Below are 16,974 nucleotides of genomic sequence, written 5' to 3' on the forward strand. Positions count from 1 at the left end.
AGGATTAATTGTATACATACCAAATTTAAAAGCCAACCATATATTCACGCGAAGGGTTGGCTTTTATGATGAAGTTGAAAATTTAAGGATGACCATTCGAATGAGCCACCCGATTATGACACCAGGAATGACAGCTAACATCGGTAACCATACAGGCCCAAAAAACACGCCAAATATTGATACCTCTGTTGAATACATAAGACCAACCGTTACAAAATAAGCACAAAATACAAATGGTAAGAATGAATACTTACTCCCTTCACCCCCGGCATCCTTATAAGCATCCCAAATAGCGAAGAAGTATAAACACGGATAAAACATTAACCATCCATAATTAGCGGCTTCAGCAGCTTGGTGAACTTTCCCTTGAAAGCTCAACATAATAATTTCGTTAAAATTACCCATGACATTAAATAAAATTTCTAAAACTAAAAATACAGTCCCTTTAAACAATTTACCATTTAAATATTGACCAAAACCGGGAAAAGCAATCGACCAAAACAATTTCTCAATCGGGTTATTTTTTCTCACAGAACATCCCTATTTCCTTTTCTTTTTGGAAATATTTCTATGGTCTACTGACTGAGGGGCTTGTTCAAGCCAACCGTATTTAATTAATAAACTTGCCGATTGATTGCCTAAGTCTAATGTTTCGGTCATTATCTTTGCATACATTACCGTTAAATCCCGTCTTGTAGTCGTACCTAATGCTGTCCCATAATAGCCGGATAACGTAGCAATAAACATTACTACTTGGTATAGCATTAACTTTTCTGAAAAAGGTGGTGTGGTAGAATTAAGCACTTCTGAGTCCCAAGTCGGTGAAACAGAAATGCTATCTTTAATTAAAGTATTAGCAAATTCTTGAACATTTTCATCGAACAAATCAAGGCCTTTCCGCAAGAATTTCTTGATATCATTGGAAGTAACTGTTTGACAAAGACCTAAAAACAGGGCCTTTCCTAAAGCATTTCTTTGCATATCATTGTACACATTCATAATCTCAACGACTGATAATGCTCGCTGTTCACTTATAAAGCCGTTTAAATAACTATTTTTTTCAGCGATTTCAATTTTTTCTGGGATTGGAATAGACGGTGAGGGGTGAAAAACACCCTTATCTTGCTGCAATTTAATTGCCCTTCTATATAATTGTGAACCTTTTTCCAATGCTTTTGTGAAAATTTGATCCACATCTTCATGAATCGCAATAGCTAATGCCGTTCCATAACCAATAATGCCATAACGAGTCATATCATGCATATACGCAAGAATAAACACATCTGAGTAAAGCTTTGGAGCAGTTACATTGACATCTTCTTCTTCACTAAAGGCTTTCGGCAATGGATGGTTGTTCTTATTGTAGATCGTCGTAATATCAAAAATAATTTCATCACACATCTCGATAGCCGTCTCAATAAATTCCTTAATCTCTCCTTTATCAGCTTTTTCATAAAAATATTGCAGGACGCATTTATACATTTTATTATTCATATAGGCATTCCATAGCTGTGCTAACTCAGATGCCGTTAACCTTTGATCTTTCTCCGCCATATTAACCCTCCCACTTGAAAGATTATCTATAGCGTGTCCTTAACTTCAAGGAAACATTCCCAGTTTTTTTACATCCATATACAATTAAACTAATGTCGGTGAAGCAATTAAACTTTTTGCCAATTCAAACGCGTTTTCAACGTCACCAATTTTCCTATAATAAGCAAATAAACGTTGTTCGTATTTTTCTATCATAAGCGTATCACCCGACTGACGATAATAAGGTAATAATTTATTTTCTATAATGGCGTATGCTTCCTCTTCTCTGCCCTCAATTAAGAAGGAGTAAAACTCAAATGTAAAAAGCCCACTCCATTGGTAAGTCTTTGCTAATTCAATCCCTTTTCTTACTTCTTGTAACAATTCCTTTTTATGTACTAACCCACTAATAAAACCATTATGAATATAATTTTCTAAAAACATGGCGTATAATGGAGAGTTTTCGCAAGCAATTTCTAATGCTTTCAAATAGTAATAGTGTGCTTCAGTGTATTTTTTCCTTTTATGAAGGTCATAAGCGAAGTTGTTATATACCTTTGCTTTTCTCTCTACTTCGCCACACTCTTCACATAAACGAAAAAGAGCCTCATACCTATCTTTCGTCTCTTTAAAATCATGAGCACCTTTCGCATTTAACTGCACAAGTAATAATGTTTCCGAATCTATCATGCGATTAACATTCATCGTTGAATGAAAATAATCAGCAGCTTTTTTACCATAATAATAGGCTTGTACGTTCTGATTAGCAGCATAATAAGCGAGTGCTAGATGGTAATAATATTCATTTTGATGATAGCTATCATGGTCAATAGAACTTAATTCTCGAATACAGTCTTTATTTCTCCCCGTTAAAAAATAATATATCCCTAATTGATGCTTTAATGAATTCTCTTCAAAAGAGGTTAGCTCTATCACTTCCTTTTGAAGTTGGTTGATAAAGTAATAAGCTTCTGTCACTTTCATCTTATATAAGAAGTACCTCGCCATTGTTAAAAAGTAACTCGCTTGAAAATCAGGTACTTTTCTTAACGAGTTTGCTGTTAACTCTTTCTTTAATTGCTCAATTCTCTCATCATCTTGAATAATAATTTGCTTTTGTAGGTCAGTCATCTTTCGCTTAAATTGGTGAAATCGTTCAATTTCATCTTCCATGTTAATTTCCAACCGTTCACAAAGCATATAAATAATTTCACTGGAGTATTGAGTAGATTCTCTTTCAATTTTACTTAAATGGGTAATAGAACAAATGCCTTGTACAATCTCCTTCTGTGTAAGCTTCTTTGCTTCTCGATAGTATTTGATGATTCTTCCTTCCATCCTTGAACCTCCCAATAAGTGAAAAGTTAATCATGTCTCTTTTTGGCTATTATAGCAGAGAAAAATGATGGAGAAAGGCAAGGAAATCCTATTTAACAGTCTTACACATGACGGAAAAGTAATAGACAAACTAGGAGGACCAAGTTTTATACGGTAGAGTAAACCATGAAACTTATCTCGAAAAAAATAACCTAATGAGGGGGCAAATCAGAAACGATTAAGCGGCCTTAGCCCTAAAGAATATAGAGCTAAAGCCGCTTAGACTGTTTTTATTATTTCCACTGTCTACTTAACAGGGGGCAGTTCAATAAGTCGTGTCGATAGGATTCGTACTATTCAATTGGTGTTAAACCAATTAATCGAAGAAAATATTCAAGGTCTTTGTTACCGATTTTTTCTTTTGGTTGTTTCGATTCAGCATCAGGACCTTTCGTTAAGAAATTCTTTTCTGTTATTCTTATGTCTAATTCATCGACAATTCCGTCTTGATTAATATCTTCTTTCTTCTTCGAGGTATCTTCATCTCCATATGCATCAACGATTTTTCGAATGTCTTTAATATCAATGACCTTATCACCATTCACATCACCGGCTAATCCTAGTTTTGGACGGATGGTCTGATGTTGACCAAAGAGTTCGCCATCGATTTTCTTACCAGGCACAAAAGTTGTGGCGCTCTTTAGGTGGCCTGGTGCTTCAATAACTAACGTATAATCCTGACTGCTCGCTGGAATTCCTTTTACAGTGAATTGTCCATGATCATCCAGCGTACCTTTATAATTCTTACCTGAACGTGTTTGAGCATACACTTTAATACCTAAATCGTTTGCTTCTCCAACGCGGTTAAAATATCCTTCCTCACTATTAAAGGCTTCTAAGTTTACTGAGCCTGAAACAGTCGTATGTTTAGAAATCACATCAAATGAATCGATACTATAATAAGGAATATCAACTTGTTGCTCGTCTTTTTTTGTATACTTTCCATTTACTACTTCAAAGCTACTTGTTTTAGCATAATAAGCATCATCTTTCAACTTAAATGTCACATCAATTAATGGCATATCCCCATCTAGCCCATCAAAAGCTTTTCCAGATAGAGCAGTACTTAATGTAACCGTACTATTCCAAATATCACTTTTTTCTACTACCGGTTTAGCTAAATTCACTTTAATGCCCTTTTGTTTTGTGTATTGCTCTATCTCTTTCGTCAAATTTGCCTTTTTGAAATCATATAAGTCATGTTGGAAACTCACTTGCCATTCCCCTGACATCATATCTTGAACATTGTTTAGCGAAAGAGTCATTGTAATATTGTCTTTTTTCTTTATCGCTTCCTTATCATAACTAGCGGAAACATATGGAGTTCCTTCCTTCACAAAAATATAGTTCTCCATCTTAACAGCTGTCGCTAAATCGGAAGTGGCTAACCGTAAATATAACTCTTGATTTTCAATATCACTTTTTTCAATGCCAAATTTCACATTTCCTTCTGCATCAATTGGGAATGTCCTTGCAAAATAAGCGTATTTAGAAGTGTCAAAATACATCGTATTAGATGATTGATCGTACGGTAAACCTTTTTCATTTAATAGTCCGATTGTTTCATCTTCCACTTTACCATGAACATAAAATGCCTCTTCCCCATCCTCGACTGTAAACATCGAGTCATTCAGTTCATACACACCAGGCTCGTGATCCCACTCAATCTCAGGTGCGGTATTGTCAATGATTGCTGGTGCGTCAACTGTATACGTTTTTCCACTATCATCCTTCGCTAAAATGACTATTTCATAGTCTCCCTCTGGTAATTTTACGTATTCTTCAGCAATTGGCTGATTAGGGTCTCCCGTAAATGGCAACATTGCTCCTGTAAACATATACAGCAAGAAATATTCTCGATCTGGCATCATATTCTCAGCATTTAACGAACCAATATATCCGAGTGCCTCACCTGACTGACTATCTTTCACGATCACGTCGATGCTTTCCATTGGACTTTTCAAGGTAAATAATCCGTTAATAATTGGATAGTAGTTTTGCCAAAACCCAACATCATTCGCTAGTGTTGGTCGATCCGTTTCAAAAGAATCAATTCCTTTATCTGTAACAAAGATGGAAAAAGGAATTTGATATTTCTCTTGGGCATCCTCTTGATTACTTATACGAATATAGCCTTCATATGCACCCGGCTTCGCATTCGCTGGTACATTGATGGTGGCGTTTAGCGTTTTTTCTTTCCCTTTACCGACTGTAACAGACTTCTTCGTTTTTAAAGTGACCTTATTTTCTTTTGCATTTTCAACCCCATCAATCGATTGATTAAACTCTACTGTAAGGTCATAAGATTTTTTCTTACCGCTATTTTTGATTACTATATCTTTAGAGTGGTTAATAGCTTCACCATCATCACGTAAATAATCCCTACCAAATGCTATAGAAGCTGTCTCTTCATCTATAACAACGGTACCTTCTCCCTCCATCATTTCCGTTTCATCAAGTACTTTAATTGTCGTTTCAGCATGTACAGATGCATAGGCATTGATTCTTCCTGCTCCAACTTCATTCACTGAATAATCGCCATTCAGGTCGACTGATTTATTCATCAATACTTCCTTCACTTCGAAAGGGTCATAAGCTTCATTTTCTTGAAGAATCAATGCTGCTACACCTGCTACATGAGGTGTTGCCATCGACGTTCCTTGCATTCTAGCATAGGCATTGTCATATGCGACTCCTTCTTCAGGACTATTGATATACTCTGGAATCGTCGAAAATATCGCTACTCCTGGCGCCACAACGTCTGGTTTAATATCATAGTTTCCATTCACCGGACCTCTTGAACTAAAGTCAGCTAAATGATCTCCCTCTGTTGTCGTTTCATCAAGATTTGTTAAAGTGATTTTATTGACTCCACTCGCTTTCAATTTCTCTCCATCTTCTTTTGACAGGCGGAAAGATGGGAGATATTCACTTCCTTCTCCCAAGTAGGATGGGATTTGCCCTTCTTCATTGTTATAGATAATAACAGCTATTGCTCCTGCATCTTTCGCATGTTTAATTTTCTCATCAAATGTCAAAGTGCCTCTTTCAATTAATGCGATTTTCCCTTTCACATCTAACCCTTGGAAATCCGTCTCTTGGCCAATCCCAGCTTCAACAATCGGTAACTCTTTACCTTCTAGTAATGCCAACTTATCAGAAAAATTCTTCGCTAGTAACATTAAGGATAGTTTTTGTCCTTTAACGGTTACATCTAAAGTCGGGATACTCATATCGGAGTCACTTGCCCCTACAGTAATACCTAAAGCAGCTGTACCAGGTGAACCGAGTGTTTTTTCATCTGGACCTGCATTTCCTGCAGCCACTACCGCAACAACCCCAGAAAGCATCGCTTGGTTTATCGCAATAGAGGTCGGGTCTAGTGGGTCATTGACAGAAGTTCCAAGTGATAAATTCATTACATCCATTTCATCTGCAACTGCTTTATCAATACCAGCCATAACATCTTCGTTACTTCCAGATCCGTATGGACCTAGCACTCTATAATTATATAAATCAACTTCTGGTGCTACCCCGGTTACAGCATAATCTACAGTGTTATCAGGGTTTGCTGCTATCGTTCCTGATACGTGAGTGCCATGAGATGTATAATAAGTCGCTCCACCGTATTCTTCAGGATACCCTTCATCATTTCCAACCCAATCTTCATAGGTTGTTTCCATTGGGTCAGCATCATTATCAACAAAATCCCAGCCTTTAACTGAAGATGGCTCTACCTCAGCAGGATTCTCGCCATCGCTATAGCGATATCCTTTATAAGCATCCATTAAATCAGGATGGTTATAATCAATTCCTGTATCGATTACACCGACTTTAATGCCTTCTCCCTTAATATTTTCATCATGCAATTGATCCACCCCAATTTGAGGTACACTATCAGCCATTTTCGGACTAACCTTCTCATCTTCACTAGGTAAATCTAATTTGATTTCTTTGTTACTCCATATTCTTTTTACTTCATCAGAGGCAAGTAATGATTGAACAGCCGTACCAGGTAAAGTCATTGATACCCCATTAAAAGCGTGTTTGTATTCATGAATGATCTCAAGCTTATTGGCATCAAACTTATCAATAGATTTTTTCTTTTTCATTGAGGATATAAATGTTGAAAAGGATTTATGAGAAGCCTCAACTTGCTGTTCTGCATTATTAACCGCTTTTTGCTTACCTAATAAAAGTTGCTGTTTAACAGCCACTTTTGCTGGAAGTGTTTTAAATTCTACAATAACAGAAACTAATTCTGCACTATCCTGCTTAATATCTGGAGAAATTGTAAATGTTGGTGACGCATTTAATTCATTCAAAGTCGCTCTTTCTTCTTTGGATAAACCACTGAGCATAGATTCAATCTGTTTCATATTGAACTTATCATTCTCAGCTGCCATTGAATGACTAGGTACACTACACGAAAATATCATACCAGCGGCCATCGTCAACGTAAGTAACGGCTTTAGCTTTTTAAACTTCATAACTCCACCCCTATTTTTTTGAAAATTTATTATTTTTATAATTTAATGATAGGTTGTGAAGTTATTACTTGTAAATTGGGGTAATATTTTTAGGTACTTCGGTACAAAAAAGCGAAGAATTTGTCGAAAAAAGAAAACAAACGGACCATTTTCGGTTATTTTTTTGCGGCTCCTTGCGTTTTTTAGTGAGATGTTTGACGGAATTACCCCAACACAAAAAAACACATCTAACTTGAGATATGCTAGTTTTAGTTTTTATGAAGATGTATACATGAGAATTGCTAAAGACAGCTGAAAAGGAACAGTTTCAGCTTTACTATCACTTTCCGGCGCTAAAATGGCTGTATGATTGTTTTTTGTTTTCTAGTACCTATCTTATGAAGATTATTTAGTGCTTTATATTGAGTTATATCTTTCAATCGCTTCTACAATCAATTTATTTCCTTTTTCCACTTCCTCCTTTGAAAGAGCATTGTCTTTTTTTGCTTCAATTAAATTGAATTTCATACTTTCAATTGTGACTAATGATGTCATTTTTTTGTATTGGTTTTTGGAGTATCCGAGGTTTAAGTAATCAATTAACTCTGGAACACCATCTAGTGTAGGAATATATTCAAACAAATTTTCTTCATATCTATCAGGAAGTTGAATACTTAATAATTTTTCTCTCATACAATCATCTTTTTTTAAATTTTTTATTATAAAATTTAGAAACCTATTTTTATTGTTTGCAGAACAAATTATTCGAGAATTTTTCTCATCTCAACTCATTTAAGGGTTCCGGCGATTCCCGACTTTTTATGCATAGACTAAGGTGTTATCGGTAAGAGTATAATTATCTACTTATTGGAGGTATAGTTGAATGTTTACCCATATTTTCTTGTGGACTATGTTGATTCTACCTTGGTTCTTTCTCCTTTTTTTAGATACTAAAAGGGTAAAGTCCTTCATTCCCGGTGGATTAGTAAGTGCCCTGCTTTTAACAATAGTATTTCAACTATATCAAAGATATCATCTAGTTGAAGTTGTGCAAACCATTTTCCCATTAACTAATACAACTCCTTTTGTCTACGGCTTATACATTGTCTTACCAACTATTTTTCTATACTTTACATTTGGTAACTTTTGGATTTATATAACAATTAATACAATTAGCGATGCAGTCTTTTCTTTTGGTATCATGAACCTTTATGAATATTTCGGGATTTATAAAATGGATGATTCTATCCATATCATCATTTTTATCACTTGTATTATTTGTGCTTCACTCATTTACTTATTTCAAAAGTGGCAGTATATTGATCCATACAAATGAGAAGTTAATCAAGGTTTATAGAGCCAATCGGCTCTTCTTTTATTAATTCATTTTGAAAAAGTTAACGATTCCCATTATTGTAGACTTTTTCCCTAGAGCCTTTAGTCTCCTTTTCAGTGTTTCTAATAGATATTGCTTTCTTTGTCTCCTTTTCATTTATATAATACTTTTAATAAATGGAGAAGTTGAGGTGTAGAATAGATGAAATATCTTCAAGAAAAAATGCATTTATTAGGAGAAAGACACTCAAATGTATACATTATTAAAACTCCAGAAGAAAAATATATTGTCTCTATTCCTGACCTCCATTGGTCAGCACAAATAGGCTGTTTAGAGGAATTCCAACAAAAAGTGGAATACCTCAATGATTCACTCTCATTTCACCTTTATGAAGGCAATTCATACGAGCTAGCCTATAGACTGTCCAAGCTTACTGAATTAAACAGATTTCGTTAACCTTCGTATAAAAATTTATCAATGAAATACACTAAGTAGAAAATTGTCTGTAGGTGATTATTTTCTTCTATTCAAATGAAATATTCGGCATGCTCATTTTCGGGGGATTACTAGCCCCAACTTCATTATTCCTTTTAAAAAAAATCCATTATGGCATAGTTATAGCAGCCATGTACATAAATATCTTGGTTGTAATGTTTCTCTTTAGCGTTCTTATAGATTTATAAATGAATTTTTAACCTTTTTGATGAAACATCATTATTTAACCCCAGCATTAAAATGATTGAACATAAAATACAATGGTTACATTGGTTTGCCAACCAATGATCCCTTCTCAGAGTGCATCCCTCACGCTCACTGTTCTTATCTTTACTCATCCTTTCTGCACGATAAAATCGCATAATAATAGCAGTTTCATCGGAATTTCATTTAAAGAAGAGTCAATGCATGACTCTTCTTTTTTGTTCACATTTTGTGTTTTTTTTGGTTAGTTTTTTAAAAAATGTGGGCTAAAGCCTTGATTTCACAAAGAAAGATTTCTCCCCAGATGCGCTTTTTAAATGGATAAATGGATAAAACGATTTTTTTAACACAAAATAGATTTATTATTAGAATTTACAACTCAAAAACGGAGGAATACATTAATGTATTTTTACAAAGAAGATTTAATTAATATGATCGTTCCTGATAAACCAGATCCACATGCAGCCAAGGTGCTTCAAGAAGCTCTAGGTGGACAATTTGGAGAAATACGTACAATGATGCAATATTCATTTCAAAGTGCCAACTTCAGAGGAAAAGCAAAAAAATATCGAGACCTATTAAGAGGGGTATTTATAGAAGAGCTTAGTCATATAGAATTAGTACAATCGACAATAAATCAACTTTTAAATGGTGCTGGTGGTTCTAGCCCAGGTAACCAAGCATTTGATAATGCTCCGTTAGATGATGTTATTCAAGATGGGGCAAATCCCCATCATTTCATTATAGGTGCTAAAGCATCCTTACCAGTTGATGCAGGAGGTAACCCATGGAATGGTTCCTGGGTTTATGACCACGGTAATTTAGTAGCAAATTTAATCAATAATGTTTCATTAGAATCAACTGGTGTACTTCAAAAATCAAGAATTTATGAGATGAGCAGTAATAAAACTCTAAGAGAAACAGTAGCTTTTCTTATGGTTAGAGATAATGCGCATCAAAATGCTTTTGCAAAAGCATTAGAAACATTAGGAGTCAATTGGGGAAAAATCTTCCCTGTTCCTAACTACGACTTGAATAAATATCCTGAATGTAAGAAATATGTTGATATGGGCTTTCACAACGCCCAATTTAATTTCCGTTTAGATGATACACTTATTGGGGAAGTATTCACTGGAACAACACCTAGTAGGAATGGTGGAGACCTTTCAGTTACTGAACCACCTAAAGGGTTTCCTGTGCCAACAATGCCCGATATGCCAAATGAACATGCACCAGGTTTATATGATTTAGATAATTAGGGCCTTTATAGGCTCTTTTTATTTGTTTTCGATAATATCGTTCAAACCTTCTATTAACTAAACCTGTATAAATTAGTTAACATCCACATAATCTAAAGGAAAATAGAGGTGAAGTGAATGCTAGCTAATTTTTTTAGAATATTTAATGCAATTGTATTATGGTTAATCGTTATTATTTTTCTACCTAAAAATTCGTTTAAAAGATTTTTACCAGTGACATTATTTTGCTCTTTTCTTTTACTCATTGTCGAAATGTTAAGTCCAATATTTAATTGGTGGACAGTAAAAGGTGGTTATAAATTTATGTTATTTGATGCATTAGCATTTATTTTAGGACCATTCTTCACGATAAATTTATGGGTGTTTCACTTTACTTATGGCAAATTCCCCTTATATGCGACTACCAATTTAATTATGGATGTTATTTTTGCCTATCTCTTAACTCCTCTTTTCGAAAAGATTGGACACTTTAAACTCAAAAAATTCACAAGAACTGGAATACTTATCCTTTATTATTTCCTTTCTCTTTTGAATTATGGCTTTCAACAATACATTGAAAAACCGGTAGAACCTATCGAAAATTAAGGATCTAGTAGAAGGCTATTGCACACTTGTTCATGTAGCTTAAATATTTAGTTGTTACATGCATTGTATTTTATTTAGATAAACATACCATAGGGCTCTTTTACCTTTTGACCATCTTTTTTCTGGTAGATCGCTTATGTACAACTTTTGAGAATTGCTCTTGAGATTGGTGACTTTTAGAAAACATATTGTATAACTCTTAAACTCCCCTTTCCTTCAATTATCTTTTCAATTTTTTTCACCTCAAATATTAAAACTAACCTTCTTTTAAGCATTAGCGATAATCTATATGTAGGAATATTAAGAATAATTAAACGATAATCGATTGATGAATTTCCGATTTGGGTAAATAAAATAGGAGATTTTTAACTTCGTCGGACAAAAGTCGGACAAAAATTAAACATCTCCCATAATCCCTTATATTATAAGCATGTAGCGCCCTCGGAGGGAATCGAACCCCCATTTTAAGAACCGGAATCTTACGTGCTATCCGTTGCACCACGAGGGCATTTTTCATATGTAGGAACACGTTTTTCTTGGTGTTACGAATATTAATTATATGGGAAAAACCCTTTATATGCAAGCATTCGTTGTTTAAAAGCAAAAATTTGTGGGTATCATGGATACGAGGAAATCAACTTAGAAAAAAATGTCGAATAATTCTCTTGAAATAATCAAGCGATTCGTTTGACCTTAATTGACCAACCATGTATGATGAAACTACATACATTTACCAATGGCGAGGTATAAAATACCTTTCCAAAACTTTTTTGACCTTTAAAGGAGGAATTGGAAATGAACTTAATCCCTACAGTAATCGAACAAACAAACCGAGGGGAACGCGCTTATGACATTTACTCTCGCCTATTAAAAGATCGCATTATTATGTTAGGCAGTGCGATTGACGATAATGTGGCTAACTCAATTGTGGCACAGCTATTATTCTTAGAAGCAGATAATCCTGAAAAGGACATCACGCTTTATATTAATAGTCCAGGTGGAAGTATCACTGCTGGTATGGCTATCTATGATACGATGCAATACATCAAACCAAATGTTTCAACAATCTGTACTGGTATGGCTGCATCCATGGGTGCATTCTTACTAGCAGCTGGTGAAAAAGGGAAACGTTTTGCGCTTCCAAACAGTGAAGTCATGATTCACCAACCACTAGGTGGCGCTCAAGGGCAAGCAACTGAAATCGAGATTGCTGCTAAACGCATCCTATTCTTACGTGAAAAATTGAACCAAATTCTAGCTGAACGTACTGGTCAACCTTTAGATGTTATTTCTAAAGACACAGATCGTGATAACTTCATGACTGCAGAAAGAGCACTAGAATATGGTCTTATCGACAAAATCATTACAAACAATACACCAGAAGAGAAAAAATAAGCATCACAAATAACAAAAGCCATCAGCATTTCCTTTGCTGATGGCTTTTGTTCTGCGATGAATGAATAGTTGTTAGATCGACTATTTAGAGTTAATACATAGTTGAATAAAATTACGTTTCATTGTCGATTTACAAATAGTTGGGAGGTGAACGAAAAATGGTGAGATAAAAAGAAGTAGAAATAGCGTAATTTGTCGAGTGGCAATCGTAACCGATATAAGAGAAAAAATTAATTTGTTCGGTCTTCTTTTGTGGTTTTCTATCTAGTTAGCTGCACAATTCTTCTTTGCTACGGCTTCTTATCGATTTTCCTTCTCGATGGCTGCGCAATTCCTCTTTACTACGGCTTCTTTTCAATTTTCCACCTGGATAGCTACACAATTCCTCTTTGCTACGGCTTCTTTTCAATTTTCCACCTAGATAGCTGTGCAGAAACGCACCCCAATTGCTAAAAGGAAGCAATCTAGCAATGGGGGTGCGCAGGTTATTTGTGTATTATACAGATTATGAAACAATGTCTTCTTGTAGGAGTGCAGTCAGTTTATTTAAGGCTTCGGTTTCATCGCTGCCTTCAGCGAGGAGGGTTACGGTGGAACCAGCACTTAGAGATAGGCTCATTAATCCCATGATACTTTTGGCATTTACTTTTTTTCCGCCTTTTTCGATAAAGAGATCTGCTGTGAAGCGATTGGCTTCCTGCACTAACTTTGCAGCAGGGCGCGCCTGTAAGCCTGATTTAATTTTGACTTCCACTTGTCTTTCTACCATGTCCTAACCTCCAAAAAACTTTAAGATTCCTTCCATTGCCCTGTTTTAATTTTTTCTGCAATTTCATCAATTTTTCTTAGGCGATGATTGATACCCGATTTGCTTATCGTGCCACCAGAGACCATTTCTCCAAGTTCTTTTAAAGTCACATCTTGATACGTAACACGCAATTCAGCAATTTCGCGTAATTTCTCTGGTAACACCTTTAGCCCAACGGTACTCTCAATATATCTTATGTTTTCGACTTGTCTTAAGGCAGCACCAATTGTTTTATTTAAATTGGCTGTTTCACAATTGACCAAGCGATTAACCGAATTTCGCATATCTCTAACAATGCGGATATCTTCAAATCGTAAAAGCGCGCTATGAGCCCCAATAATATTAAGGAATTCTGTAATTTTTTCCGCCTCTTTTAAATAGGTAATAAAACCTTTCTTTCTTTCCAATGTTTTACTATTCAATCCAAAAGTATTCATTAATTTCGACAAGGCGTCATTATGCTCCTTATACATTGAAGCAATTTCTAAATGATAGGAAGAGGTTTCAGGGTTATTGACTGATCCCCCTGCTAAAAAAGCCCCTCTTAAATAAGCACGTTTGCAGCATTTCTTTTTAATTAAATCCATTGAGATATCATGGATAAATTGGAAGCCAGCACTAATAATATGCAGATCATCAAGAATCTTTTGTGCTTGCTCCATTAGCCTAACAATATATACGTTATTTTTCTTAAGTCTCATTTTCTTTCGAACAAGCAGCTCAACTTGCACATCATAATTCCTTTTGATTAGCGTATAGATTCTTCTGGCAATCGCTGCATTCTCCGTTTGAATATCTACAATTAACATTTTATTTGAAAAAGAGAGAGATCCGTTCATACGAATCAAAGCGGATAGTTCTGCCTTTCCGCAACAATCCTTTGTCTCCAAGTTCGTTAATTCTTTTTTCGTTTCCGAAGCAAAAGACATACCTTCTCCCCCCTAACCAGACAAATACTAGTTTTTCATTATGTCATTAACAATTAATTGATAAATCTTTTTAGCGACTTCATTCGTATTATGACGAATTGCCCCTTTTTCAAGGCTAACAATCTCACCCTGTAGCACTTCCAACCCCTGTTCGACTAATCGATCACGGTCATAATAGACAGGCTTCGCTCGTTCCTCTTCATAACGCTCTTGAATATCTTCTGGAATTTCTTCATGATTGACAAGAATCAGATCTAAACATGGCTCAGCCATATGATCAAATATTGCCTGTACGTGGTCACTCGCGCGATAGTCCAAAGTTTCCCCTGCCTGCGTCATTAAATTACAGATATACAGTTTTTTTGCATGAGAACGGCACACTTCCTTACCTACAGACGGTACAAGTAGATTAGGAAGTATGCTTGTGTACAGGCTACCAGGGCCAATGATAATGAGATCAGCCTCTCGAATAGCTTCAATCGTTTCCGAAAGCGGACTTACCTTCTCAGGAGTCAAAAATACTTTCTTAATCTTCTTGCCAGAGTAAGGGATTTTAGATTCTCCTGATACAATACTTCCATCTTCCATTTCTGCATGTAATACAACACTCTTTTCAGCTGCAGGTAAGACTCTCCCATTCACATTCAATACTTTACTCATCTCTTGAATCGCATGAACAAAGTCGCCAGTAATAGAAGTCATCGCTGCTAGAATCAGATTACCTAAAGAATGACCCGATAATTCATTGGACGTTTTAAAACGATGCTGGAACATTTCTTCTACAAGGGGTTCCACATCTGATAACGCTGCCAAAACATTACGAATATCTCCTGGAGGTGGGATATTTAATTCTTCTCTCAACCTACCAGAGCTACCACCATCATCAGCAACTGTGACAATGGCTGTTAAATCAAGGGGATATTTTTTTAATCCTCTTAATAAAACTGGCAACCCTGTTCCACCGCCAATGATGACGACCCTCGGCTTTCTATTCATGTTGTTTGCCTTCTCCTCTCAATGTCACGGTGAGTGATGCGAGTGTTGTAGTCTTCCTTAAAATGGTTAGCGATATACTCGGTTAGTGCTACTGATCGATGCTGTCCACCCGTACATCCAATCGCGATAACAAGTTGTGATTTTCCTTCACGCTTATAATGCGGGAGCATAAATGCTAGTAAATCCGTGACCTTTTCTAAAAATTTATTTGTTTCGTTCCATTTCAAAACATAGTTAGACACTTCTTCATCCAAGCCTGTCTTCGGACGCATATGCTCAATATAATGCGGATTTGGCAAGAAGCGAACATCAAATACAAGATCGGCATCAATCGGTAATCCATGTTTAAAACCAAATGACATCACATTTACAGTGAAAATAGATTGTTTATTAACAGAAAACTCATGGAGTATTTTTTCTCTTAATTCACGCGGCTTCATATTAGATGTCTTATAGATAATCTGCGCTCTACCCTTTAGATCATCTAATAATTCTCTTTCCAACTTGATGCCTTCCATTGGCAAACCTGATGGCGCTAATGGATGAGAGCGACGCGTTTCTTTATATCTACTTACAAGGGTCGCATCGTCCGCATCAAGAAAAAGAATTTCTGGTGTGACCCATGACGTATCTGCTAAATCATCTAACGCCTTGAAAAGATGCTCAAAAAACTCACGGCCACGTAAATCCATCACAAGCGCAACCTTATTCATCTTATTCCCTGAATCCTTCATCAGTTCAAGAAATTTCGGTAATAAGGTCGGTGGTAAATTATCTACACAAAAAAAGCCTAAATCTTCGAAGCTTTGAATCGCCACTGTTTTACCTGCGCCAGACATCCCCGTAATAATGACCATTTGTGTTTCTTTTGCTGCAACCGAACTCATTTCTCGCTTCCCCCTGTATTCATTTTTAGCTTGGATCTAAGCGGTAACTAATTAATTCAAAGTCAGGTGTATAAGTAAATGTACCGTAAATCATGCGATTGCCATTAATCATATATTCAAGAATATGATGATCTCCTGCAGCCATTGGTAAATCCTTCACTTTGTCCACTTCGACCCATCGCAATTTTCCTTCTTCTGACTCATCTACATTTAATCCGTCCGCATCTGTAGCAAAAAAGGTAAACATCATCCATTCAGAAAGTACTTGATCTCCATCCTTCATAATGAAAGTAAATATCCCTTTTATGTTTGGATTCCTTAAGTAAATCCCTGTTTCTTCTCTATATTCTCTGATACAAGAGTCACGCACCGATTCACCTGGCTCCATCTTTCCGCCCGGTGCAACCCACCATCCTCGGCGTGGCTTTTGTAACAACAATACTTGATCATCTTTTAATAATACGCAGTTTGTGACCCGCTGCATCCTATTCACCTCTTACTTTGTGCCACTCATTATTAGAGAACAGATGAACCTAGATACTCTAATGAATGAAAGCATAGTATTTATCATTATATTATACTATTTTTGTCATAGCGCTACAACGATACAGGTTGAACATGATTCTTCGTCCTAAGCAAATTGCCTAGACTTCTTTATAGTAAGTGTCTATCCATTATTATAATATCCAACCGGTGTGCTA

At 35.8% G+C, this 16,974-nt stretch carries 15 protein-coding genes and 1 tRNA gene; 5 read left to right on the forward strand and 11 right to left on the reverse strand.

Annotated elements, in window-relative coordinates; all coding sequences use genetic code 11:
• Positions 1 to 63: 63 nt before the first annotated feature.
• From LG276_RS20040 to LG276_RS20060, 5 genes are all read right to left on the reverse strand, one after another.
• Positions 64 to 531, reverse strand: a complete 468-nt coding sequence (locus LG276_RS20040; RefSeq protein ID WP_224937089.1) for a hypothetical protein — start codon at positions 529 to 531, stop codon at positions 64 to 66.
• Positions 532 to 540: 9 nt separating this feature from the next.
• Entirely contained in the window at positions 541 to 1,554 is a 1,014-nt protein-coding gene (locus LG276_RS20045; protein ID WP_224937090.1) for a DUF3231 family protein, read from the reverse strand.
• An 84-nt stretch (positions 1,555 to 1,638) separates the two neighbouring features.
• A complete protein-coding gene (locus LG276_RS20050; protein ID WP_251162092.1) occupies positions 1,639 to 2,871 on the reverse strand; it encodes a helix-turn-helix domain-containing protein in 1,233 nt (410 codons plus the stop codon).
• 332 nt (positions 2,872 to 3,203) lie between these two features.
• Entirely contained in the window at positions 3,204 to 7,400 is a 4,197-nt protein-coding gene (locus LG276_RS20055) for a S8 family serine peptidase (RefSeq protein WP_404292642.1), read from the reverse strand.
• A gap of 396 nt (positions 7,401 to 7,796) precedes the next feature.
• Positions 7,797 to 8,072 (reverse strand): hypothetical protein, encoded by a 276-nt coding sequence (locus tag LG276_RS20060; RefSeq protein ID WP_224937093.1) that lies wholly within the window; start codon positions 8,070 to 8,072, stop codon positions 7,797 to 7,799.
• Positions 8,073 to 8,262: 190 nt separating this feature from the next.
• Between LG276_RS20060 and LG276_RS20065 the strand changes: the two genes are divergently transcribed.
• The 4 genes from LG276_RS20065 (at position 8,263) to LG276_RS20080 (ending at position 11,258) form a co-directional block, all read left to right on the forward strand.
• Positions 8,263 to 8,715: a hypothetical protein gene (locus LG276_RS20065; RefSeq protein WP_095371898.1), complete on the forward strand. Its 453-nt coding sequence runs from the start codon at positions 8,263 to 8,265 to the stop codon at positions 8,713 to 8,715.
• Between the two features lie 201 nt (positions 8,716 to 8,916).
• The gene (locus tag LG276_RS20070; protein WP_404292644.1) at positions 8,917 to 9,171 is read left to right on the forward strand and encodes a YueH family protein; all 255 of its coding nucleotides are present in this window, start codon (positions 8,917 to 8,919) and stop codon (positions 9,169 to 9,171) included.
• A 644-nt stretch (positions 9,172 to 9,815) separates the two neighbouring features.
• Complete coding sequence (locus tag LG276_RS20075; RefSeq protein WP_404292646.1) at positions 9,816 to 10,673, forward strand: manganese catalase family protein; 858 nt, start codon at positions 9,816 to 9,818, stop codon at positions 10,671 to 10,673.
• Positions 10,674 to 10,790: 117 nt separating this feature from the next.
• Positions 10,791 to 11,258, forward strand: coding sequence for a hypothetical protein (locus tag LG276_RS20080; RefSeq protein ID WP_404292648.1), 468 nt, complete (start codon positions 10,791 to 10,793; stop codon positions 11,256 to 11,258).
• Between the two features lie 436 nt (positions 11,259 to 11,694).
• On the opposite strand, the gene LG276_RS20085 is transcribed toward LG276_RS20080, so the two are convergent.
• A tRNA-Arg gene (locus LG276_RS20085) sits at positions 11,695 to 11,766 on the reverse strand.
• 287 nt (positions 11,767 to 12,053) lie between these two features.
• On the opposite strand from LG276_RS20085, the gene clpP reads away from it, so the two are divergent.
• Complete coding sequence (clpP, locus tag LG276_RS20090; protein ID WP_095371895.1) at positions 12,054 to 12,653, forward strand: ATP-dependent Clp endopeptidase proteolytic subunit ClpP; 600 nt, start codon at positions 12,054 to 12,056, stop codon at positions 12,651 to 12,653.
• A gap of 505 nt (positions 12,654 to 13,158) precedes the next feature.
• On the opposite strand, the gene LG276_RS20095 is transcribed toward clpP, so the two are convergent.
• From LG276_RS20095 to LG276_RS20115, 5 genes are read right to left on the reverse strand one after another with little or no spacing between them, the layout of a single operon-like run.
• Positions 13,159 to 13,422, reverse strand: coding sequence for an HPr family phosphocarrier protein (locus LG276_RS20095; RefSeq protein ID WP_095371893.1), 264 nt, complete (start codon positions 13,420 to 13,422; stop codon positions 13,159 to 13,161).
• 20 nt (positions 13,423 to 13,442) lie between these two features.
• The gene (gene whiA / locus LG276_RS20100; RefSeq protein WP_095371892.1) at positions 13,443 to 14,390 is read right to left on the reverse strand and encodes a DNA-binding protein WhiA; all 948 of its coding nucleotides are present in this window, start codon (positions 14,388 to 14,390) and stop codon (positions 13,443 to 13,445) included.
• Between the two features lie 27 nt (positions 14,391 to 14,417).
• The gene (yvcK, locus tag LG276_RS20105) at positions 14,418 to 15,386 is read right to left on the reverse strand and encodes a YvcK family protein (protein ID WP_095371891.1); all 969 of its coding nucleotides are present in this window, start codon (positions 15,384 to 15,386) and stop codon (positions 14,418 to 14,420) included.
• Positions 15,383 to 16,273, reverse strand: coding sequence for an RNase adapter RapZ (gene rapZ / locus LG276_RS20110; RefSeq protein WP_095371890.1), 891 nt, complete (start codon positions 16,271 to 16,273; stop codon positions 15,383 to 15,385). The genes yvcK and rapZ overlap by 4 nt, the downstream gene beginning before the upstream one ends.
• Positions 16,274 to 16,298: 25 nt before the next feature.
• Positions 16,299 to 16,757: an 8-oxo-dGTP diphosphatase gene (locus tag LG276_RS20115; protein ID WP_095371889.1), complete on the reverse strand. Its 459-nt coding sequence runs from the start codon at positions 16,755 to 16,757 to the stop codon at positions 16,299 to 16,301.
• Between the last annotated feature and the right edge of the window lie 217 nt (positions 16,758 to 16,974).

The organism is Cytobacillus kochii (genome assembly GCF_044790165.1).
In the GTDB taxonomy this organism is placed as follows: Bacteria; Bacillota; Bacilli; order Bacillales; family Cytobacillaceae; genus Cytobacillus; species Cytobacillus kochii.

Excerpts from the sequence above, each read along its gene's own strand:
- LG276_RS20045 (WP_224937090.1), bottom strand. The coding sequence starts at position 1,554 with ATGGCGGAGAAAGATCAAAGGTTAACGGCATCTGAGTTAGCACAGCTA.
- LG276_RS20050 (WP_251162092.1), bottom strand. The coding sequence starts at position 2,871 with ATGGAAGGAAGAATCATCAAATACTATCGAGAAGCAAAGAAGCTTACA.
- LG276_RS20055 (WP_404292642.1), bottom strand. The coding sequence starts at position 7,400 with ATGAAGTTTAAAAAGCTAAAGCCGTTACTTACGTTGACGATGGCCGCT.
- LG276_RS20060 (WP_224937093.1), bottom strand. The coding sequence starts at position 8,072 with ATGAGAGAAAAATTATTAAGTATTCAACTTCCTGATAGATATGAAGAA.
- LG276_RS20065 (WP_095371898.1), top strand. The coding sequence starts at position 8,263 with ATGTTTACCCATATTTTCTTGTGGACTATGTTGATTCTACCTTGGTTC.
- LG276_RS20070 (WP_404292644.1), top strand. The coding sequence starts at position 8,917 with ATGAAATATCTTCAAGAAAAAATGCATTTATTAGGAGAAAGACACTCA.
- LG276_RS20075 (WP_404292646.1), top strand. The coding sequence starts at position 9,816 with ATGTATTTTTACAAAGAAGATTTAATTAATATGATCGTTCCTGATAAA.
- LG276_RS20080 (WP_404292648.1), top strand. The coding sequence starts at position 10,791 with ATGCTAGCTAATTTTTTTAGAATATTTAATGCAATTGTATTATGGTTA.
- clpP (WP_095371895.1), top strand. The coding sequence starts at position 12,054 with ATGAACTTAATCCCTACAGTAATCGAACAAACAAACCGAGGGGAACGC.
- LG276_RS20095 (WP_095371893.1), bottom strand. The coding sequence starts at position 13,422 with ATGGTAGAAAGACAAGTGGAAGTCAAAATTAAATCAGGCTTACAGGCG.
- whiA (WP_095371892.1), bottom strand. The coding sequence starts at position 14,390 with ATGTCTTTTGCTTCGGAAACGAAAAAAGAATTAACGAACTTGGAGACA.
- yvcK (WP_095371891.1), bottom strand. The coding sequence starts at position 15,386 with ATGAATAGAAAGCCGAGGGTCGTCATCATTGGCGGTGGAACAGGGTTG.
- rapZ (WP_095371890.1), bottom strand. The coding sequence starts at position 16,273 with ATGAGTTCGGTTGCAGCAAAAGAAACACAAATGGTCATTATTACGGGG.
- LG276_RS20115 (WP_095371889.1), bottom strand. The coding sequence starts at position 16,757 with ATGCAGCGGGTCACAAACTGCGTATTATTAAAAGATGATCAAGTATTG.